The sequence below is a fragment of the Streptomyces sp. NPDC007991 genome (assembly GCF_042958445.1).
Taxonomy (GTDB): domain Bacteria; phylum Actinomycetota; class Actinomycetes; order Streptomycetales; family Streptomycetaceae; genus Streptomyces.
The window spans coordinates 389,532-405,801 of record NZ_JBIBJD010000006.1 but is presented as its reverse complement, the minus strand read 5'-3'; the positions used below and the strand labels follow the sequence as shown (position 1 = coordinate 405,801).

Annotated in this window: 16 protein-coding genes; 7 read left to right on the top strand and 9 right to left on the bottom strand. The window is 73.5% G+C overall.

What is annotated here, in order from left to right; translation table 11 throughout:
* Positions 1-64: 64 nt before the first annotated feature.
* Genes ACFZDA_RS19420 through ACFZDA_RS19410 form a run of 3 tightly spaced genes read right to left on the bottom strand, consistent with a single transcriptional unit; the run spans position 65 to position 3,037 of the window.
* Positions 65-523 (bottom strand): NUDIX domain-containing protein, encoded by a 459-nt coding sequence (locus ACFZDA_RS19420; protein ID WP_391082640.1) that lies wholly within the window; start codon positions 521-523, stop codon positions 65-67.
* The gene (locus tag ACFZDA_RS19415; RefSeq protein ID WP_391082636.1) at positions 520-2,058 is read right to left on the bottom strand and encodes an ATP-dependent DNA ligase; all 1,539 of its coding nucleotides are present in this window, start codon (positions 2,056-2,058) and stop codon (positions 520-522) included. The genes ACFZDA_RS19420 and ACFZDA_RS19415 overlap by 4 nt, the downstream gene beginning before the upstream one ends.
* Positions 2,059-2,107: 49 nt before the next feature.
* On the bottom strand, positions 2,108-3,037 hold the full coding sequence (locus ACFZDA_RS19410) for an FAD-dependent oxidoreductase (RefSeq protein ID WP_391082633.1): 930 nt from the start codon (positions 3,035-3,037) through the stop codon (positions 2,108-2,110).
* A gap of 78 nt (positions 3,038-3,115) precedes the next feature.
* On the opposite strand from ACFZDA_RS19410, the gene ACFZDA_RS19405 reads away from it, so the two are divergent.
* The 6 genes from ACFZDA_RS19405 (at position 3,116) to ACFZDA_RS19380 (ending at position 8,422) form a co-directional block, all read left to right on the top strand.
* On the top strand, positions 3,116-3,688 hold the full coding sequence (locus tag ACFZDA_RS19405) for a cupin domain-containing protein (protein ID WP_391082630.1): 573 nt from the start codon (positions 3,116-3,118) through the stop codon (positions 3,686-3,688).
* 118 nt (positions 3,689-3,806) lie between these two features.
* Entirely contained in the window at positions 3,807-4,772 is a 966-nt protein-coding gene (locus tag ACFZDA_RS19400; RefSeq protein WP_391082627.1) for a zinc-binding dehydrogenase, read from the top strand.
* Positions 4,769-5,950, top strand: a complete 1,182-nt coding sequence (locus ACFZDA_RS19395) for an acyl-CoA dehydrogenase family protein (RefSeq protein ID WP_391082624.1) — start codon at positions 4,769-4,771, stop codon at positions 5,948-5,950. Before ACFZDA_RS19400 ends, ACFZDA_RS19395 begins: the two co-directional genes overlap by 4 nt.
* Positions 5,947-7,029, top strand: a complete 1,083-nt coding sequence (locus ACFZDA_RS19390) for an acyl-CoA dehydrogenase family protein (RefSeq protein WP_391082621.1) — start codon at positions 5,947-5,949, stop codon at positions 7,027-7,029. The genes ACFZDA_RS19395 and ACFZDA_RS19390 overlap by 4 nt, the downstream gene beginning before the upstream one ends.
* Positions 7,030-7,225: 196 nt before the next feature.
* Positions 7,226-8,089: a phosphatidylinositol-specific phospholipase C/glycerophosphodiester phosphodiesterase family protein gene (locus ACFZDA_RS19385; protein ID WP_391082617.1), complete on the top strand. Its 864-nt coding sequence runs from the start codon at positions 7,226-7,228 to the stop codon at positions 8,087-8,089.
* Between the two features lie 138 nt (positions 8,090-8,227).
* Positions 8,228-8,422 (top strand): hypothetical protein, encoded by a 195-nt coding sequence (locus ACFZDA_RS19380; protein ID WP_391082615.1) that lies wholly within the window; start codon positions 8,228-8,230, stop codon positions 8,420-8,422.
* Positions 8,423-8,424: 2 nt separating this feature from the next.
* Here the strand turns inward: ACFZDA_RS19380 and ACFZDA_RS19375 are convergent, their stop codons facing one another.
* The 6 genes from ACFZDA_RS19375 to xylB form a co-directional block, all read right to left on the bottom strand.
* A complete protein-coding gene (locus ACFZDA_RS19375) occupies positions 8,425-9,663 on the bottom strand; it encodes a phosphodiester glycosidase family protein (RefSeq protein WP_391082612.1) in 1,239 nt (412 codons plus the stop codon).
* 127 nt (positions 9,664-9,790) lie between these two features.
* Positions 9,791-10,963, bottom strand: coding sequence for an NUDIX domain-containing protein (locus ACFZDA_RS19370; protein ID WP_391082609.1), 1,173 nt, complete (start codon positions 10,961-10,963; stop codon positions 9,791-9,793).
* 3 nt (positions 10,964-10,966) lie between these two features.
* Entirely contained in the window at positions 10,967-11,362 is a 396-nt protein-coding gene (locus ACFZDA_RS19365) for a luciferase family protein (protein ID WP_391082606.1), read from the bottom strand.
* A 111-nt stretch (positions 11,363-11,473) separates the two neighbouring features.
* The gene (locus tag ACFZDA_RS19360) at positions 11,474-12,076 is read right to left on the bottom strand and encodes an N-acetylmuramoyl-L-alanine amidase (protein ID WP_391082603.1); all 603 of its coding nucleotides are present in this window, start codon (positions 12,074-12,076) and stop codon (positions 11,474-11,476) included.
* Positions 12,077-12,300: 224 nt separating this feature from the next.
* Positions 12,301-13,509 carry an ROK family protein gene (locus ACFZDA_RS19355; protein ID WP_391082601.1) on the bottom strand — a complete coding sequence of 403 codons (1,209 nt, stop codon included), beginning with the start codon at positions 13,507-13,509 and terminating at the stop codon, positions 12,301-12,303.
* 15 nt (positions 13,510-13,524) lie between these two features.
* Complete coding sequence (gene xylB / locus ACFZDA_RS19350; protein ID WP_391082598.1) at positions 13,525-14,970, bottom strand: xylulokinase; 1,446 nt, start codon at positions 14,968-14,970, stop codon at positions 13,525-13,527.
* A gap of 116 nt (positions 14,971-15,086) precedes the next feature.
* Here xylB and xylA point away from each other — a divergent pair, with 116 nt between their 5' ends.
* Complete coding sequence (gene xylA / locus ACFZDA_RS19345) at positions 15,087-16,253, top strand: xylose isomerase (protein WP_391082595.1); 1,167 nt, start codon at positions 15,087-15,089, stop codon at positions 16,251-16,253.
* The last annotated feature ends 17 nt before the right edge of the window (positions 16,254-16,270 follow it).

The following is a 16,270-nucleotide window of genomic DNA, read 5'->3' as shown; positions in this document are numbered from 1 at the left end:
CTCGGAGCGGGCTTAGTCCGACCTTCCCGCGCGGCGGAGCGGACCGCAACGCGGGAGCGTCTCCTCAGGGCGAGTGCTCCGCCAGGCGGTCGAGAAACGCCGTCTGCGCCTTGACGATCACCTCGCGGGCCCGGTCCAGGGGGAACCACGCGACCCGGTCCAGCTCGGGGAACTCCTGGAGCCGTCCCGACCTCGGCGGCCACTCCATCCGGAACGTGCCGGGTGCGATCGTCGCCGGGTCGAGGTCCGCCTCGATCGCCCAGGCCGTGACGATCTTGCCGCCTGTCTGCCGGACCTCGCCCAGGCCGAGGGCCTCCCCGTCGGGCGGGGGCAGCCCCAGTTCCTCCTCGAACTCGCGGCGGGCAGCAGCCCAGGCGGACTCGTCGAGCTCGTACTCGCCCTTGGGGATGGTCCACGCCCCGGCGTCGCGCCGGGCGAAGAACGGGCCGCCCATGTGGCCGAGCAGCACGTCGAGGCCGTCGTCGGTGTGGTGGAAGAGCAGCAGGCCGGCACTGCGCTTCACGGGCTCACCTCCGGGTGCGCCGCCAGCAGCGTCTCCACCGTGTCGGCGTCCTCGGGACGCTTGTCCTCCCGGTAGCGGACCACGCGGGCGAAGCGCAGGGTGACGCCGGCCGGGTAGCGGGTGGAGCGCTGGAGGCCGTCGTAGGCGATCTCGACGACGAGTTCCGGTCGCACGATCACGACGTGGCCGTTGTCGTCGACGGCGAGCTGCCGGAGCCGTTCGGTCTGCCAGGCAAGCATCGCGTCCGTCATGCCCTTGAAGGTCTTGCCGAGCATGGCGAGGCCGCCGTCGGCGGTGCGGGCGCCCAGGTGGAGGTTGGAGAGCTTGCCGGTGCGGCGGCCGTGTCCCCACTCGGCGGCCAGGACGACCAGGTCGAGGGTGTGGACGGGTTTGACCTTCAGCCAGGACGCGCCGCGCCGGCCCGCGCTGTAGGGGGCGTCCAGCGCCTTGGCGACGACGCCCTCGTGGCCGCGCTCGATCGTCTCGGCGAGAAACTCCTCCGCCGAGCGCAGGTCGTCCGGGCCGGACACCGTCGTGCGGCGCACCCGCATCGGCTCGGGGACCAGCCGGGCCAGCTCGGCGTGCCGCTCGGCGAACGGCAGGTCCAGCAGGTCACCGCCGTCGACGGACAGCGCGTCGAAGAAGACGGGGGAGACCGGTACCGCGCGTGCCGCCGTCGCCACGTCCGTGCGCGAGCCGACGCGGCCGGCGGTCTCCTGGAAGGAGCGGGGGCGGCCGGCCTCGTCGAAGGAGATCACCTCGCCGTCCAGGATGAACCGCTCGCCCCGCAACGCCAGTGCGGCGGCCGTCACTTCCGGCAGGCGGTCGGTGATGTCGTCCAGGGTGCGGGTGTAGAGCCGTACCGTGTCGCCGTCCCGGTGCACCTGGACGCGGATGCCGTCCAGTTTCTCCTCGACCGCGCAGGCGCCGAGCTTGTCCACCGCCTCGGCGACCGAGGAGGCACTGTGCGCCAGCATCGGCCAGACCGGGCGGCCGACGGTGAGGCGGAAGCGGTCCAGGGCGGCGGTGCCGTCCGCGAGCAGCGCCCCGGCCACCGTCTGGAGGGAGCCCGCGAGCATCACGGCCCGCCGTACGTCCGCCGGGGGTGCCCCCGTCGCCTGGGCCAGTCCCTCGACGGCGACGGCGTCCAGCGCGCCCTGCCGCACCTCCCCGGTGAGCAGCCCGATGAGGAACCGCTGCTCGTCCTCGGTGGCCGCGCCCATCAACTCCCCGACCAGCCGGGCCCGTTCCGCCTGGGAGCCGGGGCCGGACACCTGGGCCAGCTCCGACAGCCGGGCATCGACCTCCCGCACGGTCAGGCCCGGCTCGGCGGCGGGGGCGACCGGGCGGCTCAGCACCTTCCAGCCGACGCCGATCCGGCCCTGCGGCAGCCGGCCCGCCAGGTACGGGATGACGATCGGCACGTCGTCCGCCTCCGCGTCCCGGAAGAGCTCCGCGAGCAGCGCCGTCTTCCGGGACCGCGCCGAGGTGGCGGCGACCTCCTGGGACACTCGGGCCAGCCGGTGCAACAGCATGCAGCCATGGTGCACCGCAGGGGCCGCCTCTACACCCGGTGCGGCGCCGCTACTCCTGGGCGGCCGCGTCGAGGTCGGTCATCAGCAGATCCCCGACGATCGCGGATGCCGCCCGGTAGCCGCCGCTCGCCGCGTGCACGACCTGCTCGGCGAAGCCGATCGCGTTGCCCGCGGCCCACACGCCCGGGACGGTCGTCAGCCCGGTCGGGTCGACCACCGGGTACGCGCCGAAGGGCGTCTCGTGCAGCTCGGCGCCCAGCCGCTCCAGCAGGCCGGTCTGCGGGACCGGGCGCGGGGCGACGAACAGCACGGAGCGGGCGTGCGTCGTACCGTCGCCGAGCCGGACGCCCGTGAGCCGGTCGTCCTCGACCACCAGCTCCGCGACATCGCCGGGCACCACGTCCACCCCGGCCGTGGCGAGCCGGCGCAGGTCCTGGTCGGACAGTTCCTCCTCGGCGACCGTGTGCAGGAAGAACCGCACGTCCTTGGACCACTGGGACACGATCAGCGCCTGGTGCACGCTCGCCGGGCTCGACGCCAGCACCCCGAACGGCTGGTCGCGCACCTCCCAGCCGTGGCAGAACGGGCAGTGCAGCACGTCCCGGCCGAACCGCTCGGCGACCCCCGGGACCGCCGGCAGCTCGTCCTTCAGGCCGGTCGCGATCACCAGCCGCCGGGCCCGCACGGTCCGCCCGCCGGCCAGCACCACCGCGAAGTCCTCGCCCTTGTCCACCTCCACCACCCGGTCCCGCACGAGCTCCACGCCGTACCGCGCGATCTCCTCCCGGCCGACGGCGAGGAAGTCGGCGGGCGGCATCCCGTCCCGCGACAGATAGCCCTGCATGTGCGCGGCCGGCGCGTTGCGCGGCTCGCCCGCGTCGACGACCAGCGTGCGGTGCCGGGCCCGGCCCAGCACCAGCGCCGCGGACAGGCCCGCCGTACCACCGCCGACGACCACGACTGCGTATCTCTCGGTCATGGTGACCACCTCCACCGCCGAGCGTCGCCCCGGTGCCACGGCATTGACAAACATGTTTGCCGAACCTGCAATACGACCATGACGACGGACGAGGTACTCGCGGGTGTCGGCCCCCGGCTGCGGCAGATGCGCAAGGAGCGGGAGGTGACCCTGGCGGCGCTCTCGGAGACCACCGGGATCTCCGTCAGCACTCTGTCGCGCCTGGAGTCCGGCCTGCGCAAACCCAGCCTGGAGCTGCTGCTGCCGATCGCGCGGGCGCACCAGGTGGCCCTGGACGAGCTGGTCGGAGCCCCGCCGGCCGATGACCCGCGGGTGCGGTCGAAGCCGATCGAGATGTTCGGCCGTGTCCACTGGCCGCTCACCCGCCAGCCCGGCGGCCTCCAGGCCTACAAGGTGCTGGAACCCCAGCGCAGACAGGAACCGGACCCGCGCACGCACGAGGGCTACGAGTGGCTGTACGTGCTGTCCGGCAAGCTGCGCCTGGTGCTGGGCGAGCACGACGTGGTGCTCACCGCGGGGGAGGCCGCGGAGTTCGACACCCGGGTGCCGCACTGGTTCGGGTCGACGGGGGAGGGGCCCGTGGAGTTCCTCAGCCTGTTCGGGCGGCAGGGGGAGCGGATACACGTGCGGGCGCGGCCGAAGCGGAAGTGACGCGTCCGACGGTTTCCCGGGTCGTCCGACGGTTCCCAGATCCACAAGCGACCGCTTAGTATGCGAACCGACCCCCGTCAGACGACGCAGTCGACGCAGTCCCCCGTGGAGGCCCCGCATGCAGGCATGGCACGTGCACGAGAACGGCGAGCCGGGTGAGGTGATGCGGCTGGAGGACGTGGAACCGCCCACGCCCGGCGACGGCCAGGTCCTGCTGAAGGTGCGCGCCGCGAACATCAACTTCCCCGACGTCCTGCTCTGCCGCGGCCAGTACCAGGTCAGGCCGCCGCTGCCGTTCACCCCGGGCGTGGAGGTCTGCGGCGAGACCGAGGACGGCCGCCGGGTGATCGCCAACCCGGCCCTGCCGTACGGCGGCTTCGCCGAGTACGTCGTCGCGGACTCCGCCGCCCTCCTGCCCGCGCCGGACTCCCTGGACGACGCGGAGGCCGCGGCCCTGCACATCGGCTACCAGACCGGCTGGTTCGGTCTGCACCGCCGGGCCGGTCTGGAGGCCGGCGAGACCCTGCTCGTCCACGCTGCCGCTGGAGGGGTCGGCAGCGCGGCCGTGCAGCTCGGGAAGGCCGCCGGCGCCACCGTCATCGGTGTCGTCGGCGGCTCCGGGAAGGCGGCCGTCGCCCGCGAGCTGGGCTGCGACGTCGTGATCGACCGGCGCTCCGAGGACGTCGTCGCCGCCGTCAAGGAGGCCACCGGCGGCCGGGGCGCCGACGTGATCTACGACCCGGTCGGCGGCGAGGCCTACGCCCAGTCCGCCAAGACCGTCGCCTTCGAGGGGCGGATCGTGGTCGTCGGCTTCGCCAGCGGCACGATCCCCAGCCCGGGGCTGAACCACGCCCTGGTGAAGAACTACTCGATCCTCGGCCTGCACTGGGGCCTGTACAACACCAAGAACCCGAAGCTGGTCCGGCACTGCCACGAGCAGCTCACCGAGCTGGCCGCCCGGGGCGCGATCAAGCCGCTGGTGAGCGAACGCGTGCCGCTGGGCGGGGCCGCTGCCGCCGTGCAGCGGGTCGCGGACGGCCTCACCACCGGCCGGATCGCCGTCGTCACGGAGGAGACAGCATGAGCAGCGCCGAGGAACTGCGCCGCCGCACACAGGAGTTGCTGGCCGCTCACCCGCCGGCCTCGACCGACCGCCTGGACTTCCTCCGGGCCCGCTTCGACGCCGGACTGGCCTGGGTGCACTACCCGGAGGGTCTCGGCGGACTCGGCGCTCCCCGGTCCCTCCAGGCCGTGGTGGACGCCGAGCTGGAGGCGGCCGGGGCGCCCGACAACGACCCGCGACGCATCGGCATCGGCCTCGGGATGGCCGCCCCGACGATCCTGGGCTACGGCACCGAGGAGCAGAAGCGGCGGTACCTGAGGCCCCTGTGGACGGGGGAGGAGGTCTGGTGCCAGCTGTTCAGCGAGCCGGGGGCCGGGTCCGACCTCGCCGCGCTGGGCACCCGGGCCGTGCGTGAGGGCGACGACTGGGTGGTCAACGGGCAGAAGGTCTGGACGTCCAGCGCCCACGTCGCCCGCTGGGCGATCCTCATCGCCCGCACCGACCCGGACGTGCCCAAGCACCGGGGCATCACCTACTTCGTCTGCGACATGACCGACCCGGGTGTCGAGGTACGCCCGCTGCGGCAGATCACCGGCGAGGCCGAGTTCAACGAGGTGTTCCTCACCGGCGTCCGCATCCCGGACTCCCGCCGTCTCGGCGAGGTCGGTGACGGCTGGCGGGTCGCGCAGATGACCCTGAACAACGAGCGCGTCGCCATCGGCGGCATGCGGCTGCCCCGCGAGGGCGGCATGATCGGCCCGGTCTCCAAGACCTGGCGCGAGCGCCCGGAGCTGCGCACCCACGACCTGCACCAGCGCCTGCTGAAGCTCTGGGTCGAGGCCGAGGTCGCCCGGCTCACCGGCGAGCGGCTGCGCCAGCAGCTCGTGGCCGGCCAGCCCGGCCCCGAGGGCGCCGGCATGAAGCTCGCCTTCGCCCGCCTCAACCAGGAGATCAGCGGCCTGGAGGTGGAACTCCTCGGTGCGGAGGGCCTGTTGTACGACGACTGGACCATGCGCCGCCCGGAGCTGGTCGACTTCACCGGCCGCGAGGCCGGCTACCGCTATCTGCGCTCCAAGGGCAACAGCATCGAGGGCGGAACCAGCGAGGTCCTGCTGAACATCGTCGCCGAGCGCGTCCTCGGCCTGCCCGCAGAACCGCGTACCGACAAGGACGTCGCCTGGAAGGACCTGGCCCGATGAGCGCACAGCCCGACCTGTTGTACTCGGAGGAGGAAGAGGCGCTGCGCGCCGCCGTCCGCGACCTGCTCGCCGACCACTGCGACGCCCCGGGGGTCATCGCCCGCGTCGAGTCGGACGCCCCGCACCACCTGGCGCTGTGGAAGGCCCTCAGCGACGGCATGGGCCTCGCCGGCCTGCTGGTGCCCGAGGAACTGGACGGCCAGGGCGCCACGCACCGGGAAGCCGCCGTGGTGCTGGAGGAGCTGGGGCGTGCGGTCGCGCCCGTCCCGTACCTCACGAGCGCGGTCGTCGCCACCGAGGCGCTGCTGGCCTGTGGCACCGAGGACCTGCTCACCGAACTCGCCTCCGGGACGTCGATCGGAGCCCTCGCGGTCGCCCTCGGCGTCGCAGCGGGCGCCGCCTACCCGGTCGTCCGGCACGAGAACGGCCTGCTGCACGGCGAACTGACCGGTATCGCGGACGCGGCCGTCGCCGACGTGCTGCTCGTGCCCGCCGACGACGGCGGCCTCTACGCGGTCGACGCCACCGCCGCCACCGTCACACCCCAGATCTCCCTGGACCTGACCCGGCCGCTGGCGACCGTCACCCTCGACGGTGCGCCGGGCCGCCTGCTGGGCGACGCCGAACCCGCCGTACGCCGGGCCCTGCGCGCGGGAGCCGGGCTGCTCGCCTCCGAACAGCTCGGCCTGGCCGACTGGACACTGACGGAGACCGTCCGCTACCTCAAGGACCGCAAGCAGTTCAACCGTCCCGTCGGCGGCTTCCAGGCGCTCAAGCACCGGCTGGCCCAGCTGTGGCTGGAGGTCGCGGGTCTCCGCGCGGCCGCCCGCAACGCCGCCGACGCGCTGTCCACCGGCCAGGACACCGACATGGCCGTCACCGTCGCCCAGTCCTACGCGGCATCCGTGGCCGTCCACGCCGCCGAGGAGGCACTGCAACTGCACGGCGGCATCGGCATGACGTGGGAGCACCCGGTGCACCTGTACCTGAAGCGCGCCAAGGCCGACTCGATCGCCTACGGCACGGCCGGCGCCCACCGGGAGGCACTGGCCGCACTGGCCGACCTCCAGGCCCCTTGAGCCATCCCTGGCCGACGCCTCGCCGACGTCCGTGGAAAACCCGCCCCACCAGGGGCGGGTTTTCACGTGTGCCCCGCCCCGGTGAAGTGAACACACGACGGCACTCCGGCCAACTCCCCGCAAGGCCCTGCTCCTTGGCCCTGCCCGGACTCCATACTCGCTGGGGTCCCGTACGGCATTCCCAGGGAGGCGGAGCATGGACCTCACCACCCGTCGCAGAGCCCTCACCACCCTCGGCGCCGCCCTCGCGGGCTCGGTCGCCCTCCCCGCCGCCGACGCCCTCGCCGGCGAACGGCGGCACGGGCCCCGCCCGTTGTGGCGGGCCCACGCCCACAACGACTACGAGCACCCGCGCCCCCTGTTCGACGCCCTCGACCACCGCTTCGGCAGCGTCGAGGCCGACATCTACCTCGTCGGCGACCGGCTCCTCGTCGCCCACGATCCGGAGGACCTCGATCCGGCGCGCACGCTCCAGTCCCTCTACCTCGACCCGCTGGCCGCACGCGTGCGGGCCAACCGCGGCCGGGTGTACCGGGGATACCGCGGGTCGCTGCAACTGCTCGTCGACATCAAGACCGAGGGCTCCTCGACGTACCTCGCACTCGACCGCCACCTCAGGCGCTACCGGCACCTGTTCACGACCTACGCCCACGGCCGGGTCCTCCCCGGCCCGGTCACCGCCGTGGTCTCCGGCGACCGCGCCGCCCGTGCCCCGATGGAGGCCCAGACCGTCCGGTGCGCCTTCTACGACGGCCGGCTCGCCGACCTCGGCGGCCGGGCGCCGGCCTCCTTCATGCCGCTGATCAGCGACAACTGGACGCTCAACTTCTCCTGGCAGGGCGTGGGCGCGTTCCCGGACGCCGAGCGGGAGAAGCTGCGGGGCATCGTCCGGGCCGCGCACCGGCGGCGGCAGAAAGTGCGGTTCTGGGCGACTCCGGACCTGGCCGGGCCCGCCCGGGAGGCGCTGTGGACCGAACTGCTCACCGCGGACGTCGACCACCTCAACACCGACGACCTCGCCGGGCTGGAGGCGTTCCTGGGCGCCCGGCGGGCGGTGTAGGACGGTCGGGCCCGTAGGGGACACCAGGACACCACACGTTCGGCGGACACCCCAGCCGCCCGGACGAACCCTCCGCTACGCCACACTTACGGCCGAACGCCGTGAACCGGACAAGGCGGCGTGGCGGAGGAGTCGACGATGGCCATTTCCATCTCTGTGGTGCTGCTGCTCGCGGTCCTGGCGGTGATCTTCCTGCGCAACGGCGGGCTGAAGGTCTCCCATGCCCTGGTCTGCCTGCTGCTCGGCTTCTACCTGGCCAGCACCAGCATCGCCCCCACCATCCACAGCGGCCTCACGGCGACGGCGGACATCGTCAGCAGCCTGCGGCCCTGACATCACGCGCCCGAGAACACGCCGATGCCGTTCGGAACGGCCCGTTCGGCACCGCCGCTGGGGTGGTTGCGCACCGAGACGGTGCTCGCTCCCGCCTTCCGGGCGACCAGCGTCGACGACCCCCCGCCGTCCAGGCTGAAGGCGTCGTCCGAGCCCAGCTTGCGCAGGGTGTCGGCCACTTCGGCGATCGTCAGGCCGCTGCGGTAGGCGGCGGCGCCGTCCAGCGCGAGCAGCAGCAGGCGCCGCCCGCCGTGGGCGATCCCCACGGCCGTACGGACGGCCGACGACGTGTCGTCCAGACCCGGTAACGGCCGGCCGCCCTTGAGAACCGGGTAGCCGCCGAGGGCGAGGCGGTACGCGGCGCCGCCCGTGGCCGCCACGAGACGGTGCTCGACCTCGACCGCTTCACCGACGGACAGCTTCCGCAGCTGCTGGGCTCCCACCTCCCGGCCGACCAGCACGGTCGTGCCCGCGGCGATGGGGCCGCTGCCGGGTGTGTCGGCGGCCGACACGACCTTGCCGTCGCGGACCGTCACCTCATGCGTGTCCGTACTGCACGGCGCGGCCCGGTCCGTGTCCGTGCCGCAGATGGCACGCACGCGGGAGACGCTGCCCCATTCGGAGGTGAACGCGCCGACGGAACCCTCCGGCAGCGCGTACTGGTTGAGCCCGCCCAGCGTCAGCCGCGCCTCGTTCGTACGGACCGAGCCGTCCAGCGCCAGCCGGTCCAGCCGCGCCACTTTGTCGGTAGCGACACCGAACACGTCCTCGGTGGTCGTGCCGGGCGGCAGCGCCGGGCCGAAGCGCTGGCCGTTCGGCACGGCCGCCTTGAGCGTCCGCCCGGCCCCGATCGCCGGACCCACGCTCGCGCCGGTCGCCTCGACGCCCGGGTGCTGCGTCTCGGTGATGTTGAAGAAGTCACCGTTCACACCGGCGACAGCCCCCTGGGCATCGGCCATCCGCGAGACCGTCGCCCGCGAGGCCACGGCCCCGGGATACAGCAGATCGACCCGTACCCGCCGATGGCTCAGGTCGACCTTCAGCACATGCGCGTGCGTCACCCCCTTGGCGGCCTTGATGTCGAACTCCTCGTACGTGACACCCGGCGCGACCCGTACGCCCTTGTGGACGGCGCCGGCCGGAGCCGCCCCCGCCAGGCCCGCGCCCGTCAGCGCGCCGAACGCCGTGAGAAACGCCAGTACCGCTCTGCCTGCTCCCCGCCGCCTGCGACGACCTGCCACCGTGCCCCCTGATACCTCGTCAACTCACCGGATCCTCAGGGGCAGTGCACCAGACCACGAGGGCCGGTGGGGTGGCCCGGCGCCGACTCCACGGGAACGGCTGAAAAAACGCACCCCTCTGAGTGCCTCAGCCGTCGCCCGTTCCGGTGCCGTACGGCGTGAAGTGAGCGGGCGCGTGGTCGATCGGCAGACCCGGCCGCCAGGCGGTGAGGGCCTGCGCGCTGCACACGAACAGCTCCTCCGGCAGCCGGTCCAGGGCGAACCAGCGCCAGCGGCCCACCCTCTCCCCGGGCTGGTCCGACGGCTCTCCCCGCCAGGCGGTGACCCGGGCGGCCACGGTCACCCGTACGACACCGCCGGCGTCGTCGAGGAGCGTCCCGAGCAGCCGGACGTCCTCCGGCCGGGCGTCGAGCCCCGTCTCCTCGCCCAGTTCGCGTACGACCGCCTCCCGCAACGACTCCCCGGGCTCCACCGTCCCGCCGGGCAACTCCCACGTCCCGTGCCGGTGCCGGCCCAGGAGCAGTCCGCGGGGGCCGTGCAGAATGGCGCCGACCCCCAGCGCGGCGTGGGCCACCGGCGGCTTGGCGGTGCGCGGCCGGGCGGAGACACGGACCGGCCGGGTCACCCGGAAGAGCCGGTACGACGCGTGGTTGCCGGCCTGCGGTGTGTCGAGCACCTCGACCTGCTCCACGCGCAGCCCGTGCTCGGCGAGCAGGGCCGTCCAGAGCTCCGGGTCGAGGACCCACATCCGGACGGTGACGTCCCCGCCGCCGGCCAGCCGTAGGATCTCCGGCCGGGCTCTGACCTCGTCGGAGGGTCCGTCACCGCGCGAGTTGGTGTGCAGCACGGTGAAGCAGAGCCTGCCGCCCGGCTTGAGCGCCGCGGCCAGGGCGGGGAGCAGCCGGTGCGGATCGATGTACGGCACGGCGTTCACCGAATAGATGACGTCGTACGGCTCCGCCGCGCGCAGATGCTCCACCGCGTCGGCCAGGACCAGGCGCAGCCCGGGCAGGGAGTCGTAGCGGGCGCGCGCCCGTTCGACCTGCCCGGCCGAGGAGTCGACGGCGTCCACCAGCGCGCCGTGAGCACGGACCAGGTGCGCGGCGTGCCGCGCCGGACCGCAGCCGAGGTCCAGCACGCGCCGGCCCGTCAGCTCCCCGAGCACCTCGATCCCCGGCCCGCCGCCCTCGAACCCCCAGTCGATCCGCGCCACCTCGGTCAGCACCGTGCCCCGCCTCAGGTGGTGTGCTCCGTACGCGCGCCAGGCTTCGGCGTTGACGGCCTCCGGTCGGCTCGCCACGGCTCAGCCGCCCGCCGCGGCGTCGCGCGGAAGGACCGTCACACGGTGGAAGTTGCACCCGGCGAGTTGCTGCTCCTCCCCGGCGGGCCGGGTCTGGTGGGCCTTGAGGGCGATGCTCACCAGGCTCAGCAGCAGGTCGATGTCCGCCTCGCAGTCGAGGTGGACCGTCACCCAGCTCGATCCTGGAACCAGGTGGATCGCGCTCGAACCGGCGAGGTCGTAGTAGAAGCGCTGGATGGCCCGGCGGGTGAGGTGGAGGTCCACGTCCCGCGTCGAGTGGAAGTGGACGATCTCGTCACGGACGGAACGAAGCGCCCGTCCGGTACCGCAACTCGCCGGGCCCGCCATCAGGTCGGGCCAGGCCTGCAAACGCTCCAGGGCGCGCTGGGCCAGGGTCATGGACTCATCGTCGCGTGCTTACCGTGCCGCAACCAGAGGTTGAGCGTTTTGTAACCGTGACGTGAGGTGGGGGGGGGCGGGCAGGGGCACGGGCGGCGAAACGGGCTGGTCTCAAGGGGAGTTATCGACCAGTCTCATGTAGCGCTTCCAGTCCCAGTGGGGACCCGGATCGGTGTGGTCGCTGCCCGGTACCTCGTGGTGGCCGATGATGTGCGCCCGGTTCCTGGGGATGCCGTACCTCGCGCAGATCGCCGCGGTGAGCCGGGCCGACCGCTCGTACATCGCGTCGGTGAAGTACGACGGCCGGTCCACCCAGCCCTCGTGCTCGATGCCGATGCTGCGGGTGTTGTAGTCCCAGTTCCCCGCGTGCCACGCGATGTCCGCCTCGCGCACGCACTGCGCCACATGCCCGTCGGAGGAGCGCACCACGTAGTGCGCGGACACCTTCTTCCTGGGGTTGCGGAAGACGGACAGGGTGCCGGCGTAGGTCGTCTGCGCGACGTGGATCACCACGTAGCGCAGCGGATGGGCACGGGGGCGGTTCGACGGCGTGTAGTTGCGGCGGCTCGCCGGATGCCACACGGCTCCGGGGTGATCGACGGCCTGGGGCCGGGCGCCGGCCCGTGCGTCGGGGAACAGGGCGAAGGGGACGGCGGTGAGGGCGGCGCCCCTGAGGATGCCTCGCCTGCTGGGGAAGGGGGATGTCGGTTGCATGAGTGTGCCTTCCGGGCTCGACGGCGGGTGTCTCCTGCTCAGCTGCGGGGAGCGGCGGCCGTTGTGGTCGCGGCCCGCGTGATCAAGTTACGGCTCCCGCCGGTCGGTCCGCGGGACGCGGTGGCTTTTCGGTGGAGGGGCACCGAGATGTGGACAACTCGCTCACCCGGTCGGGTGATTGACGGATTCGTGACCCGCCCTCGCGTGCAGGCCAGGGCCAGTTTTCAGGCCCGCTCGGCAACGAGGGCCGGATCGTCCAGCACCGCCCGCACGACCGAGTGCGCGGCGCCCAGCAGCGGTCCCTGCGGACCCAGCCGGGACACGGACACGGGACAGGCCGGGCCCGCCGTGCGGCGCGCCAGCTCCTCCCGCAGTGACGGCAGCAGCCACGGCGCCAGCCCGGACAGTTCCCCGCCCAGCACCACGCTCTCCGGGTCGAGCAGGTTGACCGCCCCGGTCAGGGCGACCCCGAGCGCGGTGCCCGCGTCGCGCAGGGCGCGGCATACGTCCTCGTCGCCCTCCGCCGCGCGCCCCGCCAGCAGCCCGACCCGGTCCTCGTCCGGCTCCAGACCGGCCGCGCGCAGCACCGCCTCCTCGCCGGCGTACTGCTCCAGGCACCCGCGCCCGCCGCACGCGCACTCGGGGCCGTCCGGCCGGACGGGTATGTGCCCCAACTCGCCGGCGAAACCGCGGGTTCCGCGCAGCAGCCCGCCGTCCACCACGACCGCCGCGCCGATGCCGATCTCCGCCGACACGTGCAGGAAGTCGCGCGGCGTGCCCTCGCCCAGCCAGAGTTCGGCGAGCGCGCCGAAGTTGGCCTCGTTGTCCACGGTCAGCGGGAGGTCCGCCGGCAGCAGCTCACCGAGGTCCGTGTCGTGCCAGTCGAGGTTCGGGGCGCGTACGACGGTCCGGGCGTCGCGCGCCACCAGGCCGGGTACGGCCACGGCGAGACCGGCCGGCCACAGGCCCTCGCCCTCCGCCTCGGCGACGACCCGGCGGATGAGTTCGGTGAGCTCGGCGAGCACGGGCCCGGGGGAGCGGCCGCGGTTCGCGCCCTGGCGTATCGCCCGCGACCGGGTCGTGCCGCGCAGGTCCACGGCGCAGACCGCGAGATGGTCGACGCCGACCTCCGCGCCGATCCCCGCCGGGCCGCGTCCGCTCAGTGCGAGCGCGGATCCGGGGCGGCCCACCCGGCCGGGCCGTTCGGGACCCAGCTCCTCCAGCAGTCCCGAGCGGATGAGTTCGTCGACGAGCGTCGAGACCGCCGCCCGGGTCAGGCCGATCCGCGAGGCGACGGCGGCCCGGGACAGCGGCCCCTCGGCCCGGACGGCGTGCAGGACCCGGGCGAGGTTGCGGCGGCGCATGCCCTGCTGAGTGTCCGGCAGGGCGCGCCCCGGTCCGGCCGGACGGGCCTCGTGCAGCGGTGCGGTCATGGCTGACGCCGGTCCTCAGTGGGTGTCGGTGGGCCGCTCCAGCAGCGGAGCCGCGTCGGAGAGTACCCCGGCGATCCTGGCCAGCGTCTCCTCGTCCCGCTCGACGGCGTCGAGCACCGGCCCGGCCGCCGTGTTCCAGCGCCGGGCGACCGCCGCCGGGTCCTCCCCGGTCAGTACCCCGGCCGCCTGCGCGGCGGCGCCGAGCGCCACCAGTTCCTTCGCCTCGGGCACCTGCACGGGACGCCCCGACAGCCGCCGTACGGTCTGCTGCCAGGCCGTGCCCCGGGCGCCGCCGCCGATCAGCAGTAGGGGCGCCGAGGGGTCCGCGTCCTCGTCGAGGACCAGGTCGAGCGCGCCGAGCAGGGAGTGCACGGCACCGTCGTAGGCGGCCTGGAGCAGCTGGCCGGCGGTCGTGTCGTGGCGCAGGCCGTGCAGCAGCCCTGAGGCGTTCGGCAGGTTCGGGGTGCGCTCGCCGTCCAGGAAGGGCAGCAGCGTGACGGCCGCACCGGGTTCGACGGCCTCGCGGTCCAGGCCCAGCAGCGTCGCCACGCGGTCCACGGCGAGTGTGCAGTTCAGGGTGCAGGCCAGCGGCAGCCAGTCACCGCGGGCGTCGGCGAAACCCGCCACCGTGCCGGTCGGGTCGGCGGGCCGCCGCTGCGACACCGCGTACACCGTGCCCGAGGTGCCGAGGCTCATCACCGGTGTGCCCGGACGCACCCCGAGGCCGAGCGCCGCGGCGGCGTTGTCGCCGGTGCCCGGCGCGACCAGGGTGCCCTTGGAGAACGGCAGATCATGGCTGTCGCGCACGGTGCCCGCCACCTCTCCGGGCCGGACCACACGGGGCAGCAGGGCAGGGTCGAGCCCCACGTGCGCCAGGATCTCCTCGTCGTAGCCCTCCGTCCCGGACGCCCACCAGCCCGTCCCCGAGACGTCGCCCCGGTCGGTCGTGCCCTGTCCGGTGAGCCGCTCGGTCAGGTAGTCGTGGGGGAGGCGCACGGCCTTCGTGGCACGCGCCGCCTCCGGTTCGTGCTCGGCCAGCCAGGCCCACTTGGTGACCGTGAAGGAAGCGGCGGGCACGCTTCCGGTGCGCTCGGCCCAGAACTTCGCGCCGCCCAGTTCCTCCGTCAGCCTGCGGGCCTGCGGCGCCGAGCGCACGTCGTTCCACAGCAGGGCCGGCCGCACCGGCTCGCCCCGGTCGTCCAGCGTGACCAGGCCGTGCTGCTGTCCGCCGACCGACACCGCGGCGGCCTCGTGCGCCGCGTCGCCGCACTGGCGCAGGGCCTCGCACAACGCGTCCCACCACTGACGCGGATCGCTCTCGCGCCCGGGCCCCGAGGAGACCGTGTGCGGGGCCTGGCCGCTCGCGACGACCCTGCCGGTCGACGCGTCGACGACCAGCGCCTTGGTGGACTGGGTGGACGAGTCCACGCCGACGACGAGCGGACCCTCGGCTGCTGACATCGGGCTTCTCCCTCTGCTCTCGTCCCGAGACACCTTGTCTCTTCCCAGGAAGGTGCTCGCATACTAATTTGTAAATCGGCATGACGAAATAGCCTCAGCGAACAAGGAGCCGCGGCATGAGCTACCAGCCCACCCCCGAGGACAGGTTCACCTTCGGCTTGTGGACCGTCGGCTGGCAGGGACGGGACCCCTTCGGCGACGCCACGCGGCGTGCCCTCGACCCGGTCGAGACGGTGCAGCGACTGGCCGAGCTCGGCGCCCACGGCGTCACCTTCCACGACGACGACCTGATCCCGTTCGGCTCCGGCGACACCGAGCGCGAGGCCCACATCAAGCGCTTCCGGCAGGCGCTGGACGCCACGGGCATGAAGGTCCCGATGGCCACCACCAACCTCTTCACGCACCCGGTCTTCAAGGACGGCGCCTTCACCGCCAACGACCGCGACGTGCGCCGCTACGCGCTGCGCAAGACCATCCGCAACATCGACCTCGCCGTCGAGCTCGGCGCCCAGGTGTACGTGGCCTGGGGCGGCCGGGAAGGTGCCGAGTCGGGCGCCGCAAAGGACGTCCGCGAGGCCCTGGACCGGATGAAGGAGGCCTTCGATCTGCTCGGCGAGTACGTCACCTCCCAGGGCTACGACCTGCGCTTCGCGATCGAGCCCAAGCCGAACGAGCCGCGCGGCGACATCCTGCTGCCCACCGTCGGCCACGCCCTGGCGTTCATCGAGCGCCTGGAGCGTCCGGAGCTGTACGGCGTCAACCCCGAGGTCGGCCACGAGCAGATGGCCGGGCTGAACTTCCCGCACGGCATCGCGCAGGCCCTGTGGGCGGGCAAGCTCTTCCACATCGACCTCAACGGCCAGTCCGGCATCAAGTACGACCAGGACCTGCGCTTCGGCGCCGGTGACCTGCGCGCCGCGTTCTGGCTGGTCGACCTGCTGGAGTCGGCCGGCTACACCGGCCCGCGGCACTTCGACTTCAAGCCGCCGCGGACCGAGGACCTCGACGGGGTGTGGGCCTCGGCGGCCGGCTGCATGCGCAACTACCTCATCCTCAAGGAGCGCGCCGCCGCCTTCCGCGCCGACCCGGAGGTGCAGGAGGCCCTGAGCGCGGCCCGCCTGGACGAGCTGGCCCAGCCCACCGCCGCGGACGGCCTCCAGGCCCTGCTCGCCGACCGGTCGGCCTTCGAGGACTTCGACGTCGAGGCGGCCGCCGCCCGCGGCATGGCCTTCGAGCGTCTGGACCAGCTGGCGATGGACCACCTGCTGGGGGCACGCGGCTGAGCGCACGCGCGTGCGGG

Excerpts from the sequence above, each read along its gene's own strand:
- ACFZDA_RS19385 (WP_391082617.1), top strand. The coding sequence starts at position 7,226 with ATGGACCTCACCACCCGTCGCAGAGCCCTCACCACCCTCGGCGCCGCC.
- xylB (WP_391082598.1), bottom strand. The coding sequence starts at position 14,970 with ATGTCAGCAGCCGAGGGTCCGCTCGTCGTCGGCGTGGACTCGTCCACC.
- ACFZDA_RS19410 (WP_391082633.1), bottom strand. The coding sequence starts at position 3,037 with ATGACCGAGAGATACGCAGTCGTGGTCGTCGGCGGTGGTACGGCGGGC.
- ACFZDA_RS19400 (WP_391082627.1), top strand. The coding sequence starts at position 3,807 with ATGCAGGCATGGCACGTGCACGAGAACGGCGAGCCGGGTGAGGTGATG.
- ACFZDA_RS19390 (WP_391082621.1), top strand. The coding sequence starts at position 5,947 with ATGAGCGCACAGCCCGACCTGTTGTACTCGGAGGAGGAAGAGGCGCTG.
- ACFZDA_RS19415 (WP_391082636.1), bottom strand. The coding sequence starts at position 2,058 with ATGCTGTTGCACCGGCTGGCCCGAGTGTCCCAGGAGGTCGCCGCCACC.
- ACFZDA_RS19365 (WP_391082606.1), bottom strand. The coding sequence starts at position 11,362 with ATGACCCTGGCCCAGCGCGCCCTGGAGCGTTTGCAGGCCTGGCCCGAC.
- ACFZDA_RS19360 (WP_391082603.1), bottom strand. The coding sequence starts at position 12,076 with ATGCAACCGACATCCCCCTTCCCCAGCAGGCGAGGCATCCTCAGGGGC.
- ACFZDA_RS19405 (WP_391082630.1), top strand. The coding sequence starts at position 3,116 with ATGACGACGGACGAGGTACTCGCGGGTGTCGGCCCCCGGCTGCGGCAG.
- xylA (WP_391082595.1), top strand. The coding sequence starts at position 15,087 with ATGAGCTACCAGCCCACCCCCGAGGACAGGTTCACCTTCGGCTTGTGG.
- ACFZDA_RS19355 (WP_391082601.1), bottom strand. The coding sequence starts at position 13,509 with ATGACCGCACCGCTGCACGAGGCCCGTCCGGCCGGACCGGGGCGCGCC.
- ACFZDA_RS19380 (WP_391082615.1), top strand. The coding sequence starts at position 8,228 with ATGGCCATTTCCATCTCTGTGGTGCTGCTGCTCGCGGTCCTGGCGGTG.
- ACFZDA_RS19395 (WP_391082624.1), top strand. The coding sequence starts at position 4,769 with ATGAGCAGCGCCGAGGAACTGCGCCGCCGCACACAGGAGTTGCTGGCC.